The 21,082-nt window shown below is 54.4% G+C and carries 22 protein-coding genes, 3 tRNA genes and 1 pseudogene; 8 read left to right on the forward strand and 18 right to left on the reverse strand.

Annotation, left to right across the window (positions count from 1 at the left end; all coding sequences use genetic code 11):
* Positions 1–19 precede the first annotated feature (19 nt).
* Positions 20–1,642, forward strand: coding sequence for an alpha/beta hydrolase (locus ABLU50_RS13960; RefSeq protein WP_087832134.1), 1,623 nt, complete (start codon positions 20–22; stop codon positions 1,640–1,642).
* Here ABLU50_RS13960 and ABLU50_RS13965 read toward each other — a convergent pair.
* From ABLU50_RS13965 to ABLU50_RS13975, 3 genes and pseudogenes are all read right to left on the reverse strand, one after another.
* Positions 1,553–2,485, reverse strand: a complete 933-nt coding sequence (locus ABLU50_RS13965) for a nucleoside recognition domain-containing protein (RefSeq protein WP_023318652.1) — start codon at positions 2,483–2,485, stop codon at positions 1,553–1,555. The two genes, ABLU50_RS13960 and ABLU50_RS13965, sit on opposite strands and share 90 nt — an antisense overlap.
* Before the next feature lie 118 nt (positions 2,486–2,603).
* Entirely contained in the window at positions 2,604–3,518 is a 915-nt protein-coding gene (locus ABLU50_RS13970; protein ID WP_223171745.1) for an MDR family oxidoreductase, read from the reverse strand.
* A pseudogene (locus tag ABLU50_RS13975) lies at positions 3,457–4,282 on the reverse strand (TetR/AcrR family transcriptional regulator). Before ABLU50_RS13975 ends, ABLU50_RS13970 begins: the two are co-directional and overlap by 62 nt.
* Before the next feature lie 493 nt (positions 4,283–4,775).
* Between ABLU50_RS13975 and ABLU50_RS13980 the strand changes: the two are divergent.
* Positions 4,776–6,410, forward strand: coding sequence for a Na+/H+ antiporter (locus ABLU50_RS13980; RefSeq protein ID WP_004203499.1), 1,635 nt, complete (start codon positions 4,776–4,778; stop codon positions 6,408–6,410).
* A 93-nt stretch (positions 6,411–6,503) separates the two neighbouring features.
* Here ABLU50_RS13980 and ABLU50_RS13985 read toward each other — a convergent pair.
* Positions 6,504–6,579: transfer RNA gene (locus tag ABLU50_RS13985), tRNA-Asn, on the reverse strand.
* Positions 6,580–6,909: 330 nt separating this feature from the next.
* On the opposite strand from ABLU50_RS13985, the gene nac reads away from it, so the two are divergent.
* From nac to ldtA, 3 genes are all read left to right on the forward strand, one after another.
* Positions 6,910–7,827 (forward strand): nitrogen assimilation transcriptional regulator NAC, encoded by a 918-nt coding sequence (gene nac, locus ABLU50_RS13990; protein WP_004203498.1) that lies wholly within the window; start codon positions 6,910–6,912, stop codon positions 7,825–7,827.
* Positions 7,828–7,933: 106 nt separating this feature from the next.
* Positions 7,934–8,884: an HTH-type transcriptional regulator Cbl gene (gene cbl / locus ABLU50_RS13995; RefSeq protein WP_004180456.1), complete on the forward strand. Its 951-nt coding sequence runs from the start codon at positions 7,934–7,936 to the stop codon at positions 8,882–8,884.
* Between the two features lie 78 nt (positions 8,885–8,962).
* Positions 8,963–9,904 (forward strand): L,D-transpeptidase, encoded by a 942-nt coding sequence (ldtA, locus tag ABLU50_RS14000; RefSeq protein ID WP_072206877.1) that lies wholly within the window; start codon positions 8,963–8,965, stop codon positions 9,902–9,904.
* A gap of 89 nt (positions 9,905–9,993) precedes the next feature.
* Here the strand turns inward: ldtA and ABLU50_RS14005 are convergent.
* A tRNA-Asn gene (locus ABLU50_RS14005) sits at positions 9,994–10,069 on the reverse strand.
* A 100-nt stretch (positions 10,070–10,169) separates the two neighbouring features.
* Complete coding sequence (gene mtfA / locus ABLU50_RS14010; protein ID WP_072140495.1) at positions 10,170–10,970, reverse strand: DgsA anti-repressor MtfA; 801 nt, start codon at positions 10,968–10,970, stop codon at positions 10,170–10,172.
* 90 nt (positions 10,971–11,060) lie between these two features.
* Here mtfA and ABLU50_RS14015 point away from each other — a divergent pair.
* A tRNA-Ser gene (locus ABLU50_RS14015) sits at positions 11,061–11,150 on the forward strand.
* A gap of 112 nt (positions 11,151–11,262) precedes the next feature.
* Here the strand turns inward: ABLU50_RS14015 and ABLU50_RS14020 are convergent.
* From ABLU50_RS14020 to ABLU50_RS14075, 12 genes are all read right to left on the reverse strand, one after another.
* A complete protein-coding gene (locus tag ABLU50_RS14020) occupies positions 11,263–12,255 on the reverse strand; it encodes a tyrosine-type recombinase/integrase (protein WP_087832135.1) in 993 nt (330 codons plus the stop codon).
* Between the two features lies 1 nt (position 12,256).
* Positions 12,257–12,484 (reverse strand): DUF4224 domain-containing protein, encoded by a 228-nt coding sequence (locus ABLU50_RS14025; protein WP_004184757.1) that lies wholly within the window; start codon positions 12,482–12,484, stop codon positions 12,257–12,259.
* A 307-nt stretch (positions 12,485–12,791) separates the two neighbouring features.
* Complete coding sequence (locus tag ABLU50_RS14030) at positions 12,792–13,550, reverse strand: DUF550 domain-containing protein (RefSeq protein ID WP_087832137.1); 759 nt, start codon at positions 13,548–13,550, stop codon at positions 12,792–12,794.
* A complete protein-coding gene (locus tag ABLU50_RS14035) occupies positions 13,547–13,927 on the reverse strand; it encodes an HNH endonuclease (protein ID WP_087832138.1) in 381 nt (126 codons plus the stop codon). The genes ABLU50_RS14030 and ABLU50_RS14035 overlap by 4 nt, the downstream gene beginning before the upstream one ends.
* Positions 13,928–14,152: 225 nt before the next feature.
* Entirely contained in the window at positions 14,153–14,776 is a 624-nt protein-coding gene (locus tag ABLU50_RS14040) for an ead/Ea22-like family protein (RefSeq protein ID WP_087832140.1), read from the reverse strand.
* Positions 14,777–14,788: 12 nt separating this feature from the next.
* A complete protein-coding gene (locus ABLU50_RS14045; RefSeq protein WP_025714330.1) occupies positions 14,789–15,097 on the reverse strand; it encodes a hypothetical protein in 309 nt (102 codons plus the stop codon).
* Complete coding sequence (locus ABLU50_RS14050) at positions 15,094–15,228, reverse strand: hypothetical protein (RefSeq protein ID WP_254899625.1); 135 nt, start codon at positions 15,226–15,228, stop codon at positions 15,094–15,096. Before ABLU50_RS14050 ends, ABLU50_RS14045 begins: the two co-directional genes overlap by 4 nt.
* Positions 15,225–16,010: a ParB/RepB/Spo0J family partition protein gene (locus ABLU50_RS14055; protein WP_087832141.1), complete on the reverse strand. Its 786-nt coding sequence runs from the start codon at positions 16,008–16,010 to the stop codon at positions 15,225–15,227. The genes ABLU50_RS14050 and ABLU50_RS14055 overlap by 4 nt, the downstream gene beginning before the upstream one ends.
* Positions 16,010–16,309 carry a hypothetical protein gene (locus tag ABLU50_RS14060; RefSeq protein ID WP_040186300.1) on the reverse strand — a complete coding sequence of 100 codons (300 nt, stop codon included), beginning with the start codon at positions 16,307–16,309 and terminating at the stop codon, positions 16,010–16,012. The genes ABLU50_RS14055 and ABLU50_RS14060 overlap by 1 nt, the downstream gene beginning before the upstream one ends.
* Positions 16,310–16,396: 87 nt before the next feature.
* A complete protein-coding gene (gene rdgC / locus ABLU50_RS14065; RefSeq protein ID WP_087832142.1) occupies positions 16,397–17,314 on the reverse strand; it encodes a recombination-associated protein RdgC in 918 nt (305 codons plus the stop codon).
* An 818-nt stretch (positions 17,315–18,132) separates the two neighbouring features.
* The gene (locus tag ABLU50_RS14070; protein ID WP_004184742.1) at positions 18,133–19,287 is read right to left on the reverse strand and encodes a type I restriction endonuclease; all 1,155 of its coding nucleotides are present in this window, start codon (positions 19,285–19,287) and stop codon (positions 18,133–18,135) included.
* A gap of 171 nt (positions 19,288–19,458) precedes the next feature.
* Positions 19,459–19,935 (reverse strand): hypothetical protein, encoded by a 477-nt coding sequence (locus ABLU50_RS14075; RefSeq protein ID WP_004184740.1) that lies wholly within the window; start codon positions 19,933–19,935, stop codon positions 19,459–19,461.
* Positions 19,936–20,036: 101 nt separating this feature from the next.
* On the opposite strand from ABLU50_RS14075, the gene ABLU50_RS14080 reads away from it, so the two are divergent.
* The gene (locus ABLU50_RS14080; protein ID WP_004197463.1) at positions 20,037–20,300 is read left to right on the forward strand and encodes a helix-turn-helix domain-containing protein; all 264 of its coding nucleotides are present in this window, start codon (positions 20,037–20,039) and stop codon (positions 20,298–20,300) included.
* Positions 20,301–20,328: 28 nt separating this feature from the next.
* Positions 20,329–20,781, forward strand: a complete 453-nt coding sequence (locus ABLU50_RS14085; RefSeq protein WP_004184739.1) for a YmfL family putative regulatory protein — start codon at positions 20,329–20,331, stop codon at positions 20,779–20,781.
* Positions 20,782–21,082: the final 301 nt, after the last annotated feature.

Raw genomic sequence — 21,082 nt, forward strand, 5'->3', positions numbered from 1 at the left:
AAATAATAGAGAGAGCGTCATGAAGCATGTTTTACGCCACTGGCGAACGTCAGGCGCCGTTATTGGCTCACTGTTAAAAAAAGGGATCGTTGCGGTGCTGGCGCTGCTGGTGGTGTTTCTCGCCGGACGGATCTATGAGTCCCAGCGCGGCCCCGCGCTGCATTCCTGGCATACCTGGCATGGCAACGAGATGACGGCCAAAGAGATCGACCAGGCGAACTTTGCCCAGTATCTGGCGCGGGAGAAAACGATTTTCGCCGATCTTCAGCGTGAGGTGACAGAGGCCTTGCCGGAAGAAGATAAAACCCCAGTCAACCGCTTTTATCGCCACAGCCGGGTCTGGCCGGGACAGTTTACGCAGGACTGGAATCGCTCTTTTGTACTATTGCCGCAGGGAAAACCGCGCGGCAGCGTGGTGCTGCTCCATGGCCTGACCGATTCGCCCTACAGCGTGCGCTATCTGGCGCAACTCTGGCGGCAGCGGGGTTATGTGGCGGTGGCGCCGCGTTTGCCGGGCCATGGCACCGCGCCGGGGGCGTTAACCGCCGTTGACTGGGAGACCTGGCTGGCGGCAACGCGTCTGGCGGTGCGCGAAGCGACGCGCCTGGCCGGGGCGGACGTGCCGCTGCATCTGGTCGGCTACTCTAACGGCGGCGCGCTGGCGCTCAAGTATGCCCTCGATAGCCTGGAGGACAGCCATTTACGCCAGCCGCAGCAGATTATCCTGCTGTCGCCGATGATCGGCGTGACGGCGTTTGCCCGTTTTGCCGGTCTCGCCGGGCTGCCGTCCATCTTCCCGGCGTTTGCCCGCGCGGCCTGGCTAAACGTGGCGCCTGAATTTAACCCGTTCAAGTACAACTCTTTTCCGGTAAAAGCGGCGAGACAGTCCTGGCTGTTAAGCCAGGCGCTGCAGCAGCAGATTATTCGTGCGTCCCGTCAGGGGGAGCTGAAAGCGCTGCCACCAGTCCTCACCTTTCAGTCGGTGATGGATTCCACCGTCAGCACCCGGGCGGTGGTGGAGTCCCTGTATCGCTACCTGCCGGACAACGGCAGTGAGCTGGTGGTGTTCGACATAAACCAGGCGGCGGATCTCCGTGTCCTGTTCCGTCCCGCGCTCTATGCGGCGGTGAATACGCTGCTGCCGCCGGCGCCGAGGGCCTATACCACCACGGTGGTGACCAACGCGACGGCGCACACGCTGCAGACCGTCGCCCGCACTACGCTGGCCCAGGAACGGGAAGAGCATCGTTATCCTCTACACCTTGCCTGGCCGGCGGATATGTACTCCCTGTCGCATGTGGCGGTGCCGTTTCCCCTGAGCGACTCGCTGTATGGCCGCGAGCCGGACGAGAAGAACCGCTACGGCATTAGCCTGGGCACCATTTCACTGCGTGGAGAAACCGGAACGCTGAGCGTGGGGCTGGAGACGTTAATGCGCGTCACCTCTAATCCTTTCTTTCCGTGGATGCTGGCGCGCGTCGATGAGCATATCGCCTGCGGCGAACAGGCGGCGGTAGTGGCCTGCCTGAAGGCGCAGGCCAGCTCGGAGGCGTTAAAAGAGGATCAGGTGCAGGACGGTGCGCAGCAGAATACCGACGATCGCCGCGGGAACCACGAAGCGAAACAGGCGGACAAACCGTGAGCTGATGCCGAGGAAAATACCGATTCCGGGCAGATCGAAGGTCTGGATCAGCAGGCCTGCCGAGGCGTTGACCTGGCTGACGGTGACTTTGCCCTGCTGGATCAGCTCGGAAATGACGCCAAAGTAAGCGGTGCCTCCGGCGACGCACTTCACCAGCGCCGGCAGCACAAAGTTCTGCGGAATGTGCAGCCAGCCGAGCACCGGTTTCAGCAGCTGCTGCAGCAGGTCGATGGCGCCAGCGCCCTGAAGCAGTCCGACGATGGTTAACGACAGGATCAGCATCGGCACCGCGCCGAGCGCCAGGCGGATGGCGTCGGAGCCGGCGCTATTGATCACCGCCAGAATGCCCTGACTGTTCTGCTCGGCGTTGGGCAGCGCTTCCGCGCGAGGATTCTCGGCGACCGATAAGCGCCGTCCGGTGACGTGCCAGGCGACTGCCGCCGCGCACAGGCCGCCGACCACTGAGATAACGATCGAGGCCAGCCAGTGGAGGCCGAAAGGGGTGAGGGGATAGAAGACGTTGCCTTGCCCCATGGCGAAGACCATGGCCAGCGTGGCGGCCATTTGCCGGTCAGAAACGCCGCGTTTGTCCATAATGGACAGCGTGGCCAGCGGGGCGGCGAAGCTGACAAAGTTAATCTGGATCAGGGCGAAGGCGCTCATCCCGGTTAAGCCGAAGGGCTTCAGCAATGGCGCAACCCAGCGCACAATCACATCGAGGATGCCGCGGACCTCCAGATATTTCATGATAATCAGCATGATCACCATGATCGGCAACAGCGTATACAGCGCGACGTCAACGGACGATTTGCCCGCCGCCATAATGATGCTTATGACATCCATTTACGTTCTTTACCACTCGCAAAGCCATTCGTTCGCGTCATCATAATCCCGTGGGGAAGGAAATGATATGTCAGGATCGCCCCGGGGACCGGCGCCATGGGGCGCCGGGAGGAGAGAATTACTGGCCGATGTTGACCAGCGTGCGGCCATGAATATTGTTGCTGAGGAAATCTGCGGCATACGCTGGCGCCTGCTCCAGCGTGATTTCGGTGGCTGCCTGCTGGTAGTAGCCTTCCGGCAGCAGCTGGGCCAGACGCTGCCAGACCGCGTCGCGTTCTGCGGTGGGCACCATCACCGAATCCACCCCCTGCAGACGCACATTGCGCAGAATAAACGGCATTACGGTGGTCGGCAGATCGAAGCCCCCGGCCAGACCGCAGGCGGCGACGCAGCCGCGATATTGCGTTTGCGCCAGCACTTTAGCCAGCATCGTGCCGCCAACGGTATCCACCGCGCCCGCCCACAGCTGTTTCTCCAGCGGGCGGGTCTCTGCGAAGTCGCTGCGCGGCAGGATGGCGTCGGCGCCGAGCTGCCGAAGGTAATCGTGCGTCGACTCGCGGCCCGATACGGCTGTCACCCGGTAGCCGAGCGCTTTCAGCAGTACCACGGCGGTGCTGCCGACCCCGCCGCTGGCGCCGGTGACCAGGATATCACCGCTTTCCGGGGTGATGCCCGCACTGACGAGGGCATCGACGCACAGCATTGCGGTAAAGCCGGCGGTGCCGATGATCATCGCCTGGCGCGCGCTGAGTGCCTCCGGCAGGGCAACCAGCCAGTCGCCTTTGACACAGGCCTCGGTGGCCAGACCGCCCCAGTGGTTTTCGCCCACGCCCCAGCCGGTGAGGATCACGGCCTGGCCGGGAACAAAGCGCGGATCGCGGCTTTCACTTACCCTGCCGGCAAAATCAATCCCCGGCACCATCGGGAACTGGCGGATGATTTTGCCTTTGCCGGTGATCGCCAGGGCATCTTTATAGTTGAGACTCGACCAGTCGATGGCGACCCGCACGTCGCCTTCGGCAAGGGCAGGCAGGTCAATCGCTTTGACGGCGGCCACGGTGCGGTTGTCAATCTGGTCCAGAACTAATGCTTTCATGACTGAGTATTCCTCGTCTGAAGGGAGTTATCGGCGCTATCGCCGTCCTGTGCAGGTGTTATTGTCATCATATTGTGCGCAAAGAAATCCCAGTACTGGTTAAGGGGAGCGGCGGACTGGACCAGCCTGGCGCGCATCACCGCGCCTTCCCAGCCGATCCAGAACACCTGGGCCAGCGCCTCCGGTGAGGTGTCGCTGGCGATCGCCCCGGCAGCCTGCGCCTCGTGCAGGCAGCGGGCCACGCGCGCCTCCCATGCCGCCAGGATGGCCTGCAACCGCTGGGTAAATGCCTCGGGCAACAGCGGAGCTTCCTGCAGCAGGTTGCCTACCAGACAGCCGCGACGAAACTGGTATTTCTCCATTCCCTGACCGGCATCTCGCACGAAGGCCGCCATCCGTTCCAGCGGCGGCACGGCGTCGTCCAGCAGGAATTTATCTAATTTATGCGCAAAGTAGTCGCCATAGGCGGCAAGCACGGCGAGGCCAAAGGCCTCCTTGCTTTTGAAACAGTGGTAAAACGACCCCTTTGGCACGGCGATATTCTTGATTACCGCATCAATCCCCGCCGCGAGATAGCCCGTTTCGGTCAGCACCTCCAGGCCCGAGCGAATCAGCGCCTGGCGGGTGTCGACAAACTGCCGATCGGCCTTTGGCGGTCGGCCGCGGCGGGGCTTCAGGTTGGCGGAGATAGCGGAATTCATCATTTAGACCGTGTGGTTTAATTGTTTGTCAGGGTACCCCCAATCCTGGTATGGGGCAAGCAATGTATGGCAGCGAAGGGCGGGATTTCGAGGCATTCGGCTTATGAAAGGCAACGCGGATTATCAATAATGGCTAATGCATGGATATCGGGCCGTTACGACAGAGAATATCAATCCGCTGAGGCTATTCCGCTGACCATATATCTCTCTGGTCGCCACGGAATGATAAGGATGAATGGTAGAGATTATATTGCCGGGCTGACGATGATTTGCAGACCATAGCGGATTGACAATGCCGGCATGATAAAACACATTGTCCCCCCTGAATGGGCGCCGGTTGCCACCTCAGTTTAAATAAACACGCCGCCAGACAGGAAAGCCTGTCCTTTATTATCGGCGTCTGGATAAATAACCCGCCGCTGAAACCACACCTGCGAAAAAGGAATAACAGCCTGATGTACAGAATGAATATTGCCGTCAAAGGAGGGGAGGAATGTCGCTAATCGCTATTGTGCTGGTCTTTATCATGGCCATCGTGGTGACGGTGTTCATTTCCCATCTTCTGCCCGTTAAAGTGCCGCTGCCGTTGATCCAGATTGCGGCGGGCGCCGCGCTGGCCGCCGGTGGTTTTCAGGTCGATTTCGATCCGCACATCTTTTTGCTGTTGTTTATCCCGCCGCTGCTTTTCCTTGATGGCTGGCGGATCCCGAAAGACGCGTTTTTCCGCGATATGAAGCCGATTCTGTCGCTGGCGATAGGCCTGGTGATGGTGACTATCCTCGGTATTGGCCTGTTTATTCACTGGCTTATTCCGGCGATTACCGTGGCGGCGGGGTTCGCCCTGGCGGCGATTCTGTCACCCACCGATCCGGTGGCGGTATCGGCAATGACCGCCAGCTCGCCGCTGCCTTCCCGGATGGCGCATATCCTAGAAGGGGAGTCGCTGTTAAACGATGCTTCGGGTCTCGTCGCTTTTAATTTTGCCATCGCCGCGGTGCTGACCGGCAGCTTCTCACCGGGAGAGGCGGTGATGAAGTTTTTCCTGATGGCGTTCGGGGGTATCCTCAGTGGGCTCGTGGTGGTGTGGGTCACCGGCAAATGTAATAACTTTCTGGTGCGGCGCACCCGCGAGGAGCCGGCCATCCAGATCCTGATCAGCCTGCTTATCCCCTTCGCCGCCTACCTGCTGGCCGAGGCGTTCCATGTCTCCGGCATTCTTGCCGCCGTCGCCGCCGGCATTGCGATGCACTATGAGCAGCTGTCGGGGCCACGGCTTCCCGCGACGCGCATGAAAAGCAGCGCGGTGTGGTCCATGCTGCAGACTACCCTCAATGGGATGATCTTCCTGATGCTGGGCGAGCAGTTGCCCCGCATGCTCAGGACGTTGCCGGCGGTAGCCAGCCAGGCCGGCGTCCCTTCGCCCTGGTATCTGCTGCTGTACGCCGTGGCCATCACTCTCGCGCTCGGTCTGATGCGTTTCGCCTGGGTATGGCTGTCGATGACGCTGACCATTTTTCGCCGTAAACGCCGGGGCAAGGCCATCACCGTCCGTCCGCGATTCAGCATCCTCGCCGTCATGGCGCTGGCGGGGGTTAAAGGCTCCGTGACGCTCGCCGGTATTCTGACGCTGCCGGCGGTGCTGGCGGATGGTTCACCATTCCCGGGCCGCGAACTGCTGATCTTTCTTTCAATGGCGGTGATCCTGATGTCGCTGGTGGTGGCGGCTATCGGTCTGCCGTTCATGACCCGCTATCTTGCCGATGATTTACCCCATGACACCGGCAAGGACGATATTGGCGCCGTCATGACCGAAGTGGCCATCAACCGGCTAAATGCGCTACTCGACGAGCCGGTGGAGGATCCCACTGAGCAGGCCCTGCGGGCGGATGCCGGCAATATGCTGCTGGAAACCTACCAGCGTCGGCTTCACTATAACGACAATGACGAAGGGCAGGACGTCGGGCTGGAGCTGGCGAAGCGCGCCAGGCTGGAGAAATATATGCAAAGAGAGGTCATTATCGCCCAGCGTCAGGAGCTGTTCCGGCTGCGTCGCGCTCACAACATTAGCGATATCACCTTTTATGAGGTGCTGCGGGAGATAGACCTGAAGGAAGAGAGTTTGCGCTAGGGGCGCCATTGCTGGAGGGGAGCCTTCGCCCTCCGGCCGCGCAGCTGGCGCGGAAAAGCAAAAAGCCTGCTCGAAAGCAGGCTTTTTTAAATTTGGCTCCTCTGACTGGACTCGAACCAGTGACATACGGATTAACAGTCCGCCGTTCTACCGACTGAACTACAGAGGAATCGTGTGAACGGGGCGCATATTAACGATGCCACCCGGCCTTGTCAAAGCCTGATTCAAAGAATTGCGTTCGACTGCTGACAATTTCAGCAACCCTCACTCGTGCGCTGTTTTTTTCAGCAGATTGCACCGTTGTAGTGCGAATGTACCCCTAATGGGGCATACCACAATCTGCTTACCGGGCAAATAAAAACCGGATTGCTATCACTATCCCTTATAACACCGCCTGTGGCGGGCAGCGGCAGCGGAAATGAAAAGCTGGCAAGCAAATTGCAAAACCAGTTTCATCATACTTCCAGCGTTGACGCTGGCGTTCCTTACAGGAGGCAAAATGAACTTAAGACGACTGAAATATTTTGTGAAAATCGTCGATATCGGCAGTCTGACCCAGGCCGCTGAAGTCTTGCACATCGCCCAACCGGCCCTCAGCCAGCAGGTCGCGACCCTGGAAGGTGAAATGGACCAGCAGCTGCTGATACGCACTAAGCGAGGGGTCACGCCAACGGAAGCCGGTAAAATCCTGTATACCCATGCGCGGACCATCCTGCGCCAGTGTGAGCAGGCGCAGCTGGCGGTCAATAACGTCGGTCAGACGCTGCGTGGCCAGGTCTCGATCGGCCTGGCGCCGGGCACGGCGGCCTCTGCCATTACTATGCCGTTGCTGCAGACGGTGCGTAATGAACTGCCCGAGGTGATGGTCTATCTGCAGGAGAGCAGCGGCACGGCGCTGAATGACAAGCTGCTGGCGGGCCAGCTGGATATGGCGGTGCTGTATGAGCGTTCACCGGTGGCCGGCATCGTCAGCCAGCCGCTGCTGAAAGAAGATCTCTACCTGGTCGGTACCCGCGATTGCCCGGGGCAGAGCGTGGACCTCACGGCGGTGGCGGAGATGAACCTGTTTCTGCCGCGCGATTACAGCGCGGTACGGGCGCGGGTCACCGAAGCGTTCACCCTGCGTCGTCTGTCGGCGAAAATTATCGGCGAGATTGAATCCATTACCACCCTGACCGCGGCCATCGCCAGCGGCATGGGGGCGACGGTCCTGCCGGAATCCGCTGCCCGCTCCCTGTGCGGCGCGGCGAACGGTTGGATGGCGCGGATTAGCACGCCGTCAATGAGCCTGTCGCTGTCGTTGAACATGTCGGCGCGCGGCGGTTTGTCGCCGCAGGCGCAGGCGGTGAAGGAGATCCTGCTGTCTCTGGTGAGCCGTCCATCGCTGGAGAACCGTGAACTGCAGCTGGTGAGTTAGGCTATATTCTCTTAAGGAATAAGTTGCTGGTTTTTATTATTTGTTACCCGGGACAACAGACTTTAACAATAGCAGATACGTTAAGTCCATTGGCCCGGAGGAAAGGGTGAACTTCCAGCAACTGAAAATTATCCGTGAGGCGGCCCGTCAGGATTACAACCTGACGGAAGTCGCGAATATGCTCTATACCTCGCAGTCAGGCGTCAGCCGCCATATCCGGGAACTGGAAGAGGAGCTGGGGATTGAGATCTTTATCCGTCGCGGCAAACGCCTGTTAGGCATGACCGAGCCGGGTAAAGCGCTGTTATCCATTGCCGAGCGGATCCTCAATGAAGCCAGCAACGTCCGGCGGCTGGCGGATCTCTTTACTAATGATGCCTCCGGCGTCTTAACCATCGCCACCACTCACACCCAGGCGCGCTACAGCCTGCCCCCGGTGATTAAAGCCTTCCGCGAGCTGTTCTCCGACGTTCGCGTCGAGCTGGTGCAGGGCACCCCGCAGGAAATTGAAGCGCTGTTGCATAACGGCGGGGCGGATATCGGCATCGCCAGCGAGCGTCTGAGCAACGATCCTACGCTGGCGGCTTTCCCCTGGTTCCGCTGGCATCACAGCCTGCTGGTACCCAAAGACCATCCCCTGACCCAGGTGTCTCCTCTGACGCTGGAGGCGATTGCCCGCTGGCCGTTAATCACCTATCGCCAGGGGATCACCGGCCGTTCGCGGATCGATGAGGCCTTCAACCGCAAAGGGCTGATGCCGGATATTGTGCTGAGCGCCCAGGATTCCGATGTCATCAAGACCTACGTCGAGCTGGGGCTGGGCGTCGGGCTGGTCGCCGAGCAGTCCGGGGATGCCCGCGAAGCGGACACCTTTACGCGCCTCGATACCCGCCATCTGTTTGATGCCAATACCGTGTGGCTGGGACTGAAGCGGGGCCAGCTGCAGCGTAATTACGTCTGGCGCTTTATCGAATTGTGCAATGCCGGACTGTCGCTGGATGAGATCAAGCGCCAGGCGATGGAGCCGGAAGAGGCCGCTATCGACTATCAGATTTAAGGAAATGCTGGCCAGCGGATCGGGGAGAGGAAATACCGCTATAATTCACACACGAGAGTCGCGACTGAGGAAGGGAAAATGACGATGCGGCGTGTGAAATTACTTTGTTCGGCGCTGATGCTGCTCGCCAGCCACAGCGCACTGGCCGTTAGCTATCCGCTGCCGCCGGAGGGGAGCCGTCTGGTGGGCAGCGCATTTACCATTGCCGTGCCGGAGAATAACACTCAACCACTGGAAAGTTTTGCCGCCCAGTACGGCCAGGGGTTGAGCAATATGCTGGAAGCTAACCCCGGCGTCGATGTCTATTTGCCGCACTCCGGATCGACGCTGACCATTCCGCAACAGCTGATCCTGCCTGACACCGTGCGGGAGGGGATCGTCATCAACGTCGCCGAGATGCGTCTCTATTATTACCCGCCGCTGGGCAATAGCGTGGAAGTCCTGCCAATCGGCATTGGTCAGGCGGGACGCGAAACGCCGCGTAACTGGGTGACGGCGGTAGAGCGCAAGCAGGAGGGACCCACCTGGGTACCGACCGCCAATACCCGCCGCGAGTATGCGAAAGAGGGCAAAACGCTGCCGGCGATGGTGCCCCCCGGGCCCGATAATCCGATGGGGCTGTATGCGATCTATATCGGCAGGCTGTACGCCATCCACGGCACCAATGCCAACTTTGGTATCGGGTTGCGCGTCAGCCAGGGATGCATCCGCCTGCGTAATGACGACATTAAATTCCTGTTTGATAACGTCCCGGTGGGAACGCGCGTCCAGCTCATCGATCAGCCGGTGAAGTACAGCGTGGAGCCGGACGGCAGCCACTGGCTGGAGGTGCACGAGCCGCTGTCGCGCAACCGCGCGGAGTTTGAATCCGACAGAAAAGTCCCGTTGCCGATGACCTCGGCGCTGCGCGAGTTTACTCAGGGGCCGGGAGTGAGTTCTTCGCAGGCCGAGCAAACCCTGCAGCGCCGCTCCGGCATGCCGGTGAATATCAGCGCCACAGCGGCGCAGGGAAGTTTGTAGCGGTGGAAAAAGTTAAGCCTTGATGCGGGATGGCGGCCCGGCGGGACCCGAAAAGCAAAAAGCCTGCTTAAAAGCAGGCTTTTTAAATTTGGCTCCTCTGACTGGACTCGAACCAGTGACATACGGATTAACAGTCCGCCGTTCTACCGACTGAACTACAGAGGAATCGTGTGAACGAGGCGCATACTACTGGCCCGGCATTTTTGTGTCAACACTAAAATTAACCTGCTGATTCAAATGGCTAAATTTAGCTCAACACGTTGTTTTAGTGAACAGTGCGCCGATCGTCTTCGTCCTGCAGGCCATTCTCCCGTCTGCGCGCCAGCGGATCCTGGCGGTAAAAATGGCAAAAACGCTGCCACAGGGCCGGGAAGCGGGGCGCGAACAGTTCAGGCGCGCTGAAAAAATATTCCGATAGGACGGCAAAGCACTCAGCGGGATCGGTGGCGGCATAGGCGTCAATGCTGGCTGCGCTTTCCCCCACCAGATCTATCTCATCCTGAATGTTGTTCATCGCCGCGTGGAGATCGTGCTCCCAACCGGCGACTTCGCGCAGTGGGATCAGCGGCACCCCGCTGGCCCGATCGCCATTCCGCGTATCGAGCTTATGCGCTACCTCATGCACCACAAGGTTAAAGCCTGACGCATCAAAAGAGTCCTGAATATCCAGCCAGTTCAGCACCACGGGACCCTGCTGCCAGCTTTGCCCCGATTGCACCACCCGCTGGTTGTGGACCAGGCCAATATCATCCTCCCATTCATCATCCACGACAAACGGGGCAGGGTAGATCAGCACTTCATGAAAACCGTCCAGCCACTCTATCCCCAGCTCAAGTACCGGCAGGCAAAAGAGCATAGCTATCCGCGCCTGATGCAGCGGAGTCAGCTCCAGTCCCTGAAGCGCTACCAGACGTTTTTGCTGTAGGAAACGGCCAGCCATCTGCGTCAGCTTATGCTGCTCAGCGGGCGAAAGGTGGGCTAAAACCGGAATGGCAAGCGCTTGCTCCCAGGGCATCTCTGCGTTGCCGGACTCATCATCTGCTTTCCAGGGCCATTTAAACATCATATTGCTCGCAAAGTCGTCACTTGAACACGATTACCGAAACGGGAGCTATTAAAATGCCAAAGATCCTGGCATTATAGCAACCACAACAGCGGAGAGATGCCGGAGCGGCTGAACGGACCGGTCTCGAAAACCGGAGTAGGGGCAACTCTACCGGGGGTTCAAATCCCCCTCTCTCCGCCACTATTCAAACACTTACAGCATTCCCTTTCAGTGACCTGCATCCCGATGAGAAAAATTGAGAAAATCCACTGAGAAAAATTCTAGCGCCGAAGCATGCTCCGACGCCAAAGAATCATCTCATTTTCTTGTTCAAAGTCGGGCTGATTTTAACTTTCCTGTCGTAAACAAGTACCTGTGATTCTGTCTTATGACCACTGAATTTTTGCTTATCCCTGCCAGATCCTTCATAGTCTGAGATCCCTTTAGCCTTTAGATCATGGAAGGTGCAATCAAGTGGCCTACCAAGTTCTTCAGAAGCCGCGTTTCTCGCTTTTCTCCATGCTTCATTAAATCCCTTGTATGAATAACGCTCACCATACATTGTCCTGATAACAGGGCCATCCTGTCCCCATTCCCTGCAAATATCCACAGCCGCACTAAGACGCGCAGTCCAGGCTTTGATCTGTTTAATACCAGTTTTACCTTGCTGTATGAAAATTCCTTTATCAAGAATCTGATTCCAGTTCATTTTAAGAACATCAGATACCCTTGCAGCGCAAAGATACGCAATTTCCATCGCGGCTTTAACTGCAGGCGTCGCATGAGTGAAGATAGCGATGTACTCTTCATCGGTTATGTAGCGGTCGCGCTGGGGTTTAGGAAACTTATCGACACCAACACACGGATTACCTGGTACATAACCACGCTGATAACCCCAGCGGTATACACGAGACATTGAACTATGCTCGTGATTAGCTTGAACACGGCTTCTTTTACCACGTGCATCCATGTAGCGCCGGACGTGTTCAGGTTTAATGGCCTTTGCCTCTGCATCGCCGAAAACCGCTAACAAGTATTTTTCATGTGCCAGGTAATCTTTTTGTGTCCTGGGGGCAAGGTCTGCATAGTCAGCACTATTTAAAAATTTTTTCCACAATTGTTGAAAGGTGAGTAGTTTCTTTCGACCTTCAACGACTTTCTCGTAAGCTAACCAAACCTCCGCTTTAGAAGCGTTTGCTGGGGCTAGATTCTCGGTAGTACCTCCTGGCTTCCAGTAGTAACCGGAAGGGCGGAAAAACACACCCTTCGGCATCCACTCATTACCAGGCGCTCTTTTGCGGCCCATATTATCTCTCTACAGCGTCAAAGTTCATGCCTGGAGTAGGCATATGGCCTGCTGGTGGAAGTATGCGCTGTACGGGATGGTTAATATGAAACCAGGTCGTTTTGATTGCTCCGTCCCGGCGTTCAATAAAAAAGATCCCGTTCTGCGTTAATACCTCTTTCTGCAGTGACTTTTGGGGCGAACCCGTGGCCTCTGTCAGTTCTTCATCAGTCAGGAAGCGATCGCTCATGAGTTGTTCTCCACTAAACCGGCTGCAACCGGTTATCTGCCACTATATGAACAAGACGAACAGCCACCACGCAGTCCGTCATTACACCTTTTACACAGCTGGTGGTCCTCCCTTACCCCGTTAAACTGGTTATAAATTTCCGCTGGTACAATTACCGGCATAGGGACCAATAATCGTTGACTCCGTAGTGATGCGATTTCTGCAGTGCGTTCGAGGTACAACGATTTCCAGTCATTTGCTTCAGTCTTATATGCGGTCAAAGCATCCCGCATGCGCCGCCAGCGGCGACGCTTCAGCTTGTTCGCTTTCACTTCACCTCCTGCAGGGCGGCTGCGAAATGCTCAACACCTTTAGCCCAGATTTCTTTGATGGTTGTCCAGGAGACAGGTACCGTGATTTCAATTCTCCCGCTGCCGTCGCAGGTTTCGCACTCATCATCACCAAAGCATTCCGAGCAGTTTACGAACTTGGTTTCTGAAAACTCACCTGATAGCGCCCCCTTTGCGCCGTTCTCAGCCGTTAACCTCATTGGCACCATAACGTAACCGGGAGGTGCAACGTAACTAACCTCGACAGTGCGATCCGGACCGGATGCCAGGTCAATGCCGATTATGGGAAAGTTGCCAGTAAGCGCTGGCTGCTCGTTGATGTGCAACCGCGGTTCACCGTCTTTCGGCTCCGGCCATGAGCGCTGTTTGTTCACCGCCAGCTTTTCGATCATCGCTTGGGTAATCTGCTCATCTGCAATACCGGAACGGTGCTGAGCGTCCCACAACAGGAACTGCATATCCGCCCACTCTGAAAGGTCGTCTGGTGCCGCTGCGGCCTCCAGCGCTTCTTTGCTGAGGTGCTTCAGCGGGCCAACCGGGCCGACATTGCCGAAAGTTGCCTGTGACCACTCGGCGTGCTCGTTGCGTACCTGGTCTCTGTCCATTGCGTCCAGTGCTATGCGGGCCAGCTCCTCAGCTTCTTCAGCTGGCAGCATTACGTTGCTTCCGGCGCCGTAGGTTTCACGCCATGATTTAATTTTTGCCAGGCGTTCTCTGGTTATGGTTGATTTGGTCATTGGTTGGCTCCTTCTGCCTGATACTTTTCGAACCAGAACACTACCGGCGCGTTAGTTGGTTGAACCAGACCGAATGATTCCGCTGTGCGGTAGCTTCTCGATGCCAGGCGAGTCACATCAACCTGAGTCGCGATGCGGCTGCGAAAGTCTTCAACGGTGCTGCACATTTTGAAAAGGTTGCAGGGGATGCATGCCGGTACCATGTTGCTGACCGTATCGTTTTCTGGCCTGTCCATTGCGTAGCCGTTACTGATATTTCTTCGCACCACTTCGACATGGTCAGCGTGCCATTTGTCGCTAAGCTCACAGCCGCAGTAAGCGCAGCGTCCGCCAAATTTCATGCGCAGCTCTGCGCGCTGTTCTTTGGTTAGCGCCATCTATTCAGCCTCCCTAAACAGAATTGACTGCTGAAAACCGATTAAGAACCACAGCCCATCTGCGCGCTGGCTCATTTCGTACCAGTCCTCTTTGTTGAGGTCTGAAACGAGGTTGTCACCACAAATGCAAATATCGGCACCGCGTGGTTCTGAGTCGTATATGGCACCTGGAGTAAACCAGTCAGGTTTGGTCGAGCTAACGCAAAGCATTCTTGCAACAGCCATCTACTCAGCCTCCACCTTGATGCCAGCGGCGCGGTCAAGGCGCTCAATTTCGGCCAGAATTAACGCTCCTGCCTTAACCAGGTCGCGCCGCGGGCTTGTTTGTTTCCACCAGTCTTGAGACCACGGCCAATGAGCGGGAGTAGAAAAACCTTGGTTGTGTGCATGAATTGCGTAACAAGCCGCAGCATCAGCGAGCTCACTATTTTGATAGCCATCATCGCGCTCAGCAGTCCACCCCTCTGCCGTAACCTGCCTCTGGCGCTCTGCCAGTACGTCAGCGGCGGCAGCGGTGACGGTGCGGGACTCCAGCTCTGCGATGCGCGCCTGCAATTCCTCGCAGTGGTCTGTTATCCCACGGCATTGAGTTTTCCAGTAGGCTTCCATCCCCTGCGCCTTCTCCAGCGCCTCTACCAGCGCGAGGATGTTGGCAGGGTTAGCCAGGGCGATGAATTCAGCGTCATGTGGACGCCTTTTACTTATGTGTTCACAAACCATGATCTCATCGTGATGGCCTCCGCCAATACCACAGCGCCCGTCGTGGTATTTGAATGCTCTCCAGTTCCCCTGAGTGGCCTTCTCTGCTGCCGCTTTCAGGCTCTGCGCCAGTTCGGTGATATCAGTCATGCTGCACTCTCCTTAATCCCACTGCAGAACAGATGCGAAATACGCACCTCGACAAGGCGTATCACGTGGATGATGCCAGCCTGAATATCCTTCCTGCCCACCAATTGGACTGACTTTGTACCAGCACTGGTAATAGCGAGCGCTGGAAGCAAAATCCTCTGCGCCTTCAGCATCAATCACATCTTGGGATACAGACGCTTGGATAATATCTGCTTCGCTATAGTCGCCCCGCATAACCAGAAAACGAGCCTCATCGGAGCAGAGGTAATCAACTGCCCCATCAAATTTCCCCTTGCTGGTTGGTTTGGTTACGTTGCTCATGCTGTCCACCATTCAATAAACATGCAGATACCAACGGTTACTACGGCAATCAGCACCCAGCAGATCACATCTAACAGGGCGGCGAGCCGACGCAGGGTGTATTTGCTGTAATTCTCAGGTTCAAAATTCATTGCGCCTCCCCAAGCACCCAGCGCAGAGCCTCGGCATACTCGCCGCTGGCATCTTCGAGGGCTTTTGCAATTTCCTTGCGTGATTTGATACGCGGCTTTGCTTCACCAAGAACCTGGCGCTGCCGCCGGGCTTTTTCATGGCCCGTGATGCCGGCGGTCGCTGTCTCGATCTGCTTGACCTTCTCCCGTTGCTCTTCGGGTTTCAGCGATGCCAACTGACGCGCCTGGGTAACGTTAATTGTTCCTGCCTCTACAGCTTCCCGGACGGCCTGGGTAGCCTCGAGGAGGGCGAGCGTTGCTCGAACGGTCTGAACGCTGCAGCCAAACAACACTGCAATGTCGTCCTCATCGAGCCCGCGGTCGAGTGCGTCTGACATTTTTTTAGCCCGGCCAAGCGGTGTATCAGGTCGGCGAATTTCGTTTTCGCTGACCATGTATTTAGCCATCTGATTTGCTGACCCGCGCTTAACAACCCCAGGAACAAGCAGTGGGTCTTTGCCCTCTTTCAAAAGAAGCTTATTTGCCTCCAAGGTATGTTTTACGCGCTGACGGCCTACAACTACGCAGGTGAGCCCAAGTTCAGGGTCTTTCCAGACGATGATAGGTTCCAGTACACCCAGCTCCTTGATGTTCAGAACCATCCCTTCGTCGATAGGAAGGTGGACCCGTTCATCGTAAAGCGGGTGTGTTTTGTCGGTAACCAGGTGCAGGCTTTCAGGTTCGAACGTTAAAACGTTCGTTTTGCCGCTGGCGCCGTATACAACCTTTGAGTCTTTAGCCATCAGACAGCCTCCGCATTGCTGGTGGATGTCGTTGAGATACTCTTCAGATCGCGCATTGCTTCCAGGACGTGCATATTGCTGCGGGTTTTTGTGTGACGCTCAACAATTCGATCGCATTCTTTCGCCCAGGAAATAACTTCTTCCTTCATAGCGTCACGTTCTTTACATGCCTGCCGAAGGGTAATATTCGAAACATCGAGCATTGTTGCCAGCTCTTTAATAAGTTCTGAATTTGCAGGAGGCATTGTTTTAGCTGCCTCAAAGGCATTTTTAATTAACTGCTGTACTGTTTTTCCCATTTTGTATTTCTCCAACTGACGCGCTGCAACGCGCTTTAGGGTGCAGCAACCCAACCCATGAGAATGGGGTAATTGCTGCTGTTCTAATCAGGCTGCTGGTTTTTGTTCTTCGTGCTCTTTGTAGGCGAGCAGATCACAAAGCTGGTTAATTACTTTACAGAACTGGAACATGTCCGTACCTGCCTGGTGACGCCAGCGGTAGGCTTTGTCGTCATCATCAGAATAATCATTATCCTTGGTATCGATCCGCCGGAAATGGAATTTATCTGTAAGCAGAAAAGAGATGCCGCAGCCTCTTAATTCCATGTTATCAACGATAAAACCTGTGTTCAGGCTCTCCAGAATTTCACTGGTAACGGAAGTGTGTTCCGCAGAGTAGCGAATAACTTCTTTCTGTTCTGCCAGGCGGGATAGCTGGACATAATCACCGACCTCAAACCCGGCAAAGGCTGATTCTTCGCCGTCCAGATGGTTTTTAAGACGCGTTGTCAGGCCGTTTTTGATATCACTGATGTTGATCGTGACTGTTTTGACTGAGCCGATCACTTTAACCAGCATCGCCCCGACTAAATTGGCAATATTTTTATTGGCGGAATTAATGATCAGCAGATTTTCTTCAGTGTTATACAGGACCAGGATCAGAGACGACTTGATGAATGCCTGTTTGCAGAGCTCAACCTTAGCATCCTGGATAATGTTGTTACGGTCAGCGCGCTTTAGTTTCTGACCACATGCATTTTCAATGCGCTGGATACGCTCATTTGCTTCTTTCATCACGACGTGCTGGGGGATTATTTTCTCATCGCGGCGAATCACGATTGCATAACCGCCAGTAATTGGCGTAACCAGCTCGCCAGTAATCGGATTAGGGACGAAGGAAGCCCGCGCGAACTCCGTTTCTGTAAGTTCAGAGTAGGGCAATTCCTGCAGGTGCCCTTCAACCGCTTCAATGCTGGGCAAAGTAGCCCGATAGACAATGGCGTTACGTAACTTTGATAATTTCATTTCTGTTTCCTCTGCAAAGGATTAGTTAGTTATCTCCACACAACGGAAAGAGCACTGAAGCACTGGAAACTCACTTGACTAACACAGTGCTTTTTCCTGTTGTGTGCCGGGCTTCCACCGGCTCCCATCTGTTTTTAAAGCCACTCAGATATCGTCTGGGCTGTGCCGTCTACTTCCGGCTGTCACTGCCGTCGAGAGTGCTGGCAGCTCACTGACCTGATAACTCCCAGGATCAACTGGAGTGGTTGTTATCGCTACCAAAGCGCCACTGTCCAGGACATTTAAAAGGACCGTCTCCAAGTGGTAACTCTTCCAGTCCCGATAAACCTCCTCAGTAGAAGGGGCTTATCGGGAATGAATGTTGTGACACCAGATCGCTAATCTGCTTACTTCCCGCCGCTCTGTTTTGGTATTGGCAACCAGTTGCTGTTGCTCAGTCGATTTCCGGGTCTTTGCGTCGACCGGCGCTGCGGTACGCTTGTACACGTCACAACGAGGAGAGCACTGATACGATTAGCTATTGCGTTCGGATCGGCTTACGGCTTGTGTGTTTGCCCGTTCACCGCCAATGCTCTCATCTGTTGCGTCCCGGACTCTTCCCGGGCGTCACACCTTTTCGCCGTGCTGGTGGGGCGCACGTCATGCCTGAAACACTTAGCTTGCACATGGCGCCGCCAAGATGACATAGTCCATCAGACTCACTTGATATTAGGTTTTGCCTAATGATATGTCAATAGGCTTAGCCTAATGTTTGTCGGCAGTCAAAAAAAATCCCGCATAAGCGGGATTTGTGTGAAATAAAGCTAGTGTTTTTATGATTATGGACGACGCTTTCTGAAATTCTCATCATTCTGTACATATTGTAAAGAATCAAGGATTAAACCTGAAATCCTTAATACATCCTCGGGATGTTCAATGAAAATACGATTGTTATCATGTTCAAGTCCGGCTCTTTTAATTTCATTACCTGTTATTTCATTGATATCAATTGGTAACTGTATGTTTGAGCGGTTCTTCTTGTCATAATAGCGAACCAGCCAGCGGTTTGTTTTTCCTTGGAAAAGAATAGAGTAATATGACTCTGTGTCTTTGGCTTGAAGTTCGTATGCAGGACCTATAATAGAACAGATTTTTTCAAATAAAATTCTTTCATTATAGGTTGTTACGATGTTGGGATTCTCTGCATCGACAATATCTGCGCGCTCATCAATTACATTATTTTCAGTTACATCAGCAGGGGATTCTAATTCAGGAATAGATGTTCTTGATGAAAGACCAGAAACAACCATTTCACTTACTGACCTCTCTACGGCCTGCCTCACCAATGGAGTTATTGTTTCTATAAATCTTTGATTTAATTGACGACCAATGTTTGCTCGTCCTGCAACATATCTAACAAATTCATGATCTACTTCCCGAAGGCTTGTACTCACAACTTTAACAAATGCAGAAATATATACACTCTCTTCTGCAAGTGTTCTTAAGGCCTCTGGTTTGAATTTGTCATGCCGGAATCTAAATAATTGCTCAGCATCAGAATCTTTAATGTCATCCATCATGATTCGTAAAAATGGCGTTGAATCCATTATGTTTTTCTCATTGAGATCCGTAAAAAAACGCCATTCAATGCCATTAGTAATTGCTGATATTGTCACCTCAGGAGTAGAATTAAAATACCTAGATAATTGAGGGCAATGGTTGTCCATTTTTTCTTTACAACCTTTGGCCTCAATAAACATAACGGGAACACCTTGGCAGAATAGAGCATAATCTACACGCTCACCAACTTTCACACCAGGGAAGTCCGCACCATATTCAGCTTTGACTTTTTGCGGATCATATGCGTTAAAGCCTAGGATGTCCAAGAAAGGAAGTATCAAAGCCTGCTTGGTTGTCTCTTCCGTTGTGCAGTGTTCTCTAACATTTTTAACATGTTCAATGTGATTTTTAAGACGTACTTTGAAGTTTTCCATGCATCCTCCATGCAAAGTGAAAACCTGCTGTTAAATCAAAGCAAGTCACAATCCCCGGATGGGCTTCATACAAGCCAATCCCCCACAGGGATTGAGTTATGCAAGTGAATCAATCTCAGAGCTTTTAACATGTATGGAGCTTAGAGATATTGTCCGTTAGACCATATAAGCTTAAGCTCTGGCTTTCGTTTGTTTTTTTCCATCTTCCTCCTGCTCTGCCCATCTCCTTATCTTCATCTCTAGTGAGTCTAAATATGCTTTAGCGTCGCTATCTACCCAGCCAGGTATGCGCTGTCCTTGCTCTAAGAGGACAAAATCAATGATAGCCTTTTTCTCTCTCGAAGCCTTATTATAGAGTTCGTCAATAGAACCATTTTTAACTATGGGATCTGTTGCGGGCTCACATGTATCAGTTAGCGGGTATCCTTTTAGCCCCCAGTGCTCGGGGCCCACAACATCAGAAAAGTAGTTCCAAAGCTCTGGTAGCTTCTCTTTCGATATGGAGCCTTTATTGATCCAGTCATGGATTGATGGGGGTTTTATTTTGAAATGACGTGCGATTTCCGCCTTACTCTTGGCAGAACCTATTGAAAGCTTCTTGTCTATGGCCTGCTCGATCGCTCGGCCCAATTCTTTACCACTAAGCATTGCCTAATAATCCTCATAACCTTTAGCTTAGGCAATTCCTATTGATTGTTTATTAGGCTTAGCCTAATATCTGCTTGTGTGGAAATCATAGGAATCCGTTTATGAGAAGTAGCCTTGAAGCAATCAGTGAAGCCTGCCGCATTGTTGGGGGACAAGCCGCTTTGTCAAGGAATCTAGGCATCTCATCACCAACAGTGAATCAATGGACAACGGGCATTAGGCAAATACCTGCGGAACGATGCCCTGAGATTGAGAAAGCCACTGGTGGTGCTGTCACCTGCGAAGAGCTTCGTCCTGACATTGACTGGGCCTATTTAAGAGGTACAGCAATGCGAAAGCTTAATGTCACTGCATCAAATTTGTAACTACCACCCGAGTTTGAAAGGAGTAGGTATGAACCTCAAAGAAGTCGTGAAATCTATGTGCAAAGCATATCCAGGTGGGCGCGAAGCAATGGCTGGCGCACTGGGAATGACCGTGACGCAGTTCAACAACAACCTCTACGAGAAAAACGGCTGTCGATTTTTTGAAGTATCGGAGCTGGAAGCGATGGAAGACATTTCCAACACGTCACTACTGGCAGACTACTTCGCCCGCCGTCGTGGTGCTCTGTTGGTGGATGTGCCGCACCTGGAAGAGCTGGATCGCGTGGACTTGTTTAGCCGGGCAATGCGTACCTCTGCCGCCAGAGGGCAGGTTGATCAGATTATCGAACAGGCACTTGAGGATGGCGTTATTGAAAGGCATGAGGCTGAAGAAATCATGGTGCATCACCGCCGCCACCTGGCAGCTCGCGAAGAAGAGATTGCCGCAATTATCACGTTATTTGCACGCAAAAAGAAGTGACGCCAGCGAGTTGCAGCTCCTGGCGTCGTGGCGTGTCGTTATCAGTGGAGATTACTAACGCATGAACAGTTTATCAACACAATACCGCAGGTCGCAACTTGTAGCGCGGCCAGTTCCTGGTGGAGCAGGGCCGGTGCAGTTCGTGTATGGGGTAAGAGTACCCGGTGGGATAGAACCTGTCTGCTACCAGTTTGCTCAATGGGCGGTAGATGACTTTAGAAGTCAGGCGGAAAGCGTATGCGAGAAGTAAGCGTGCAGCGAGAACCGTATTGACGGGGATGTGTTATTCAGTTGGCAGTGC

Source organism: Klebsiella sp. GG_Kp173 (genome assembly GCF_040062415.1).
GTDB lineage: Bacteria > Pseudomonadota > Gammaproteobacteria > Enterobacterales > Enterobacteriaceae > Klebsiella > Klebsiella quasipneumoniae.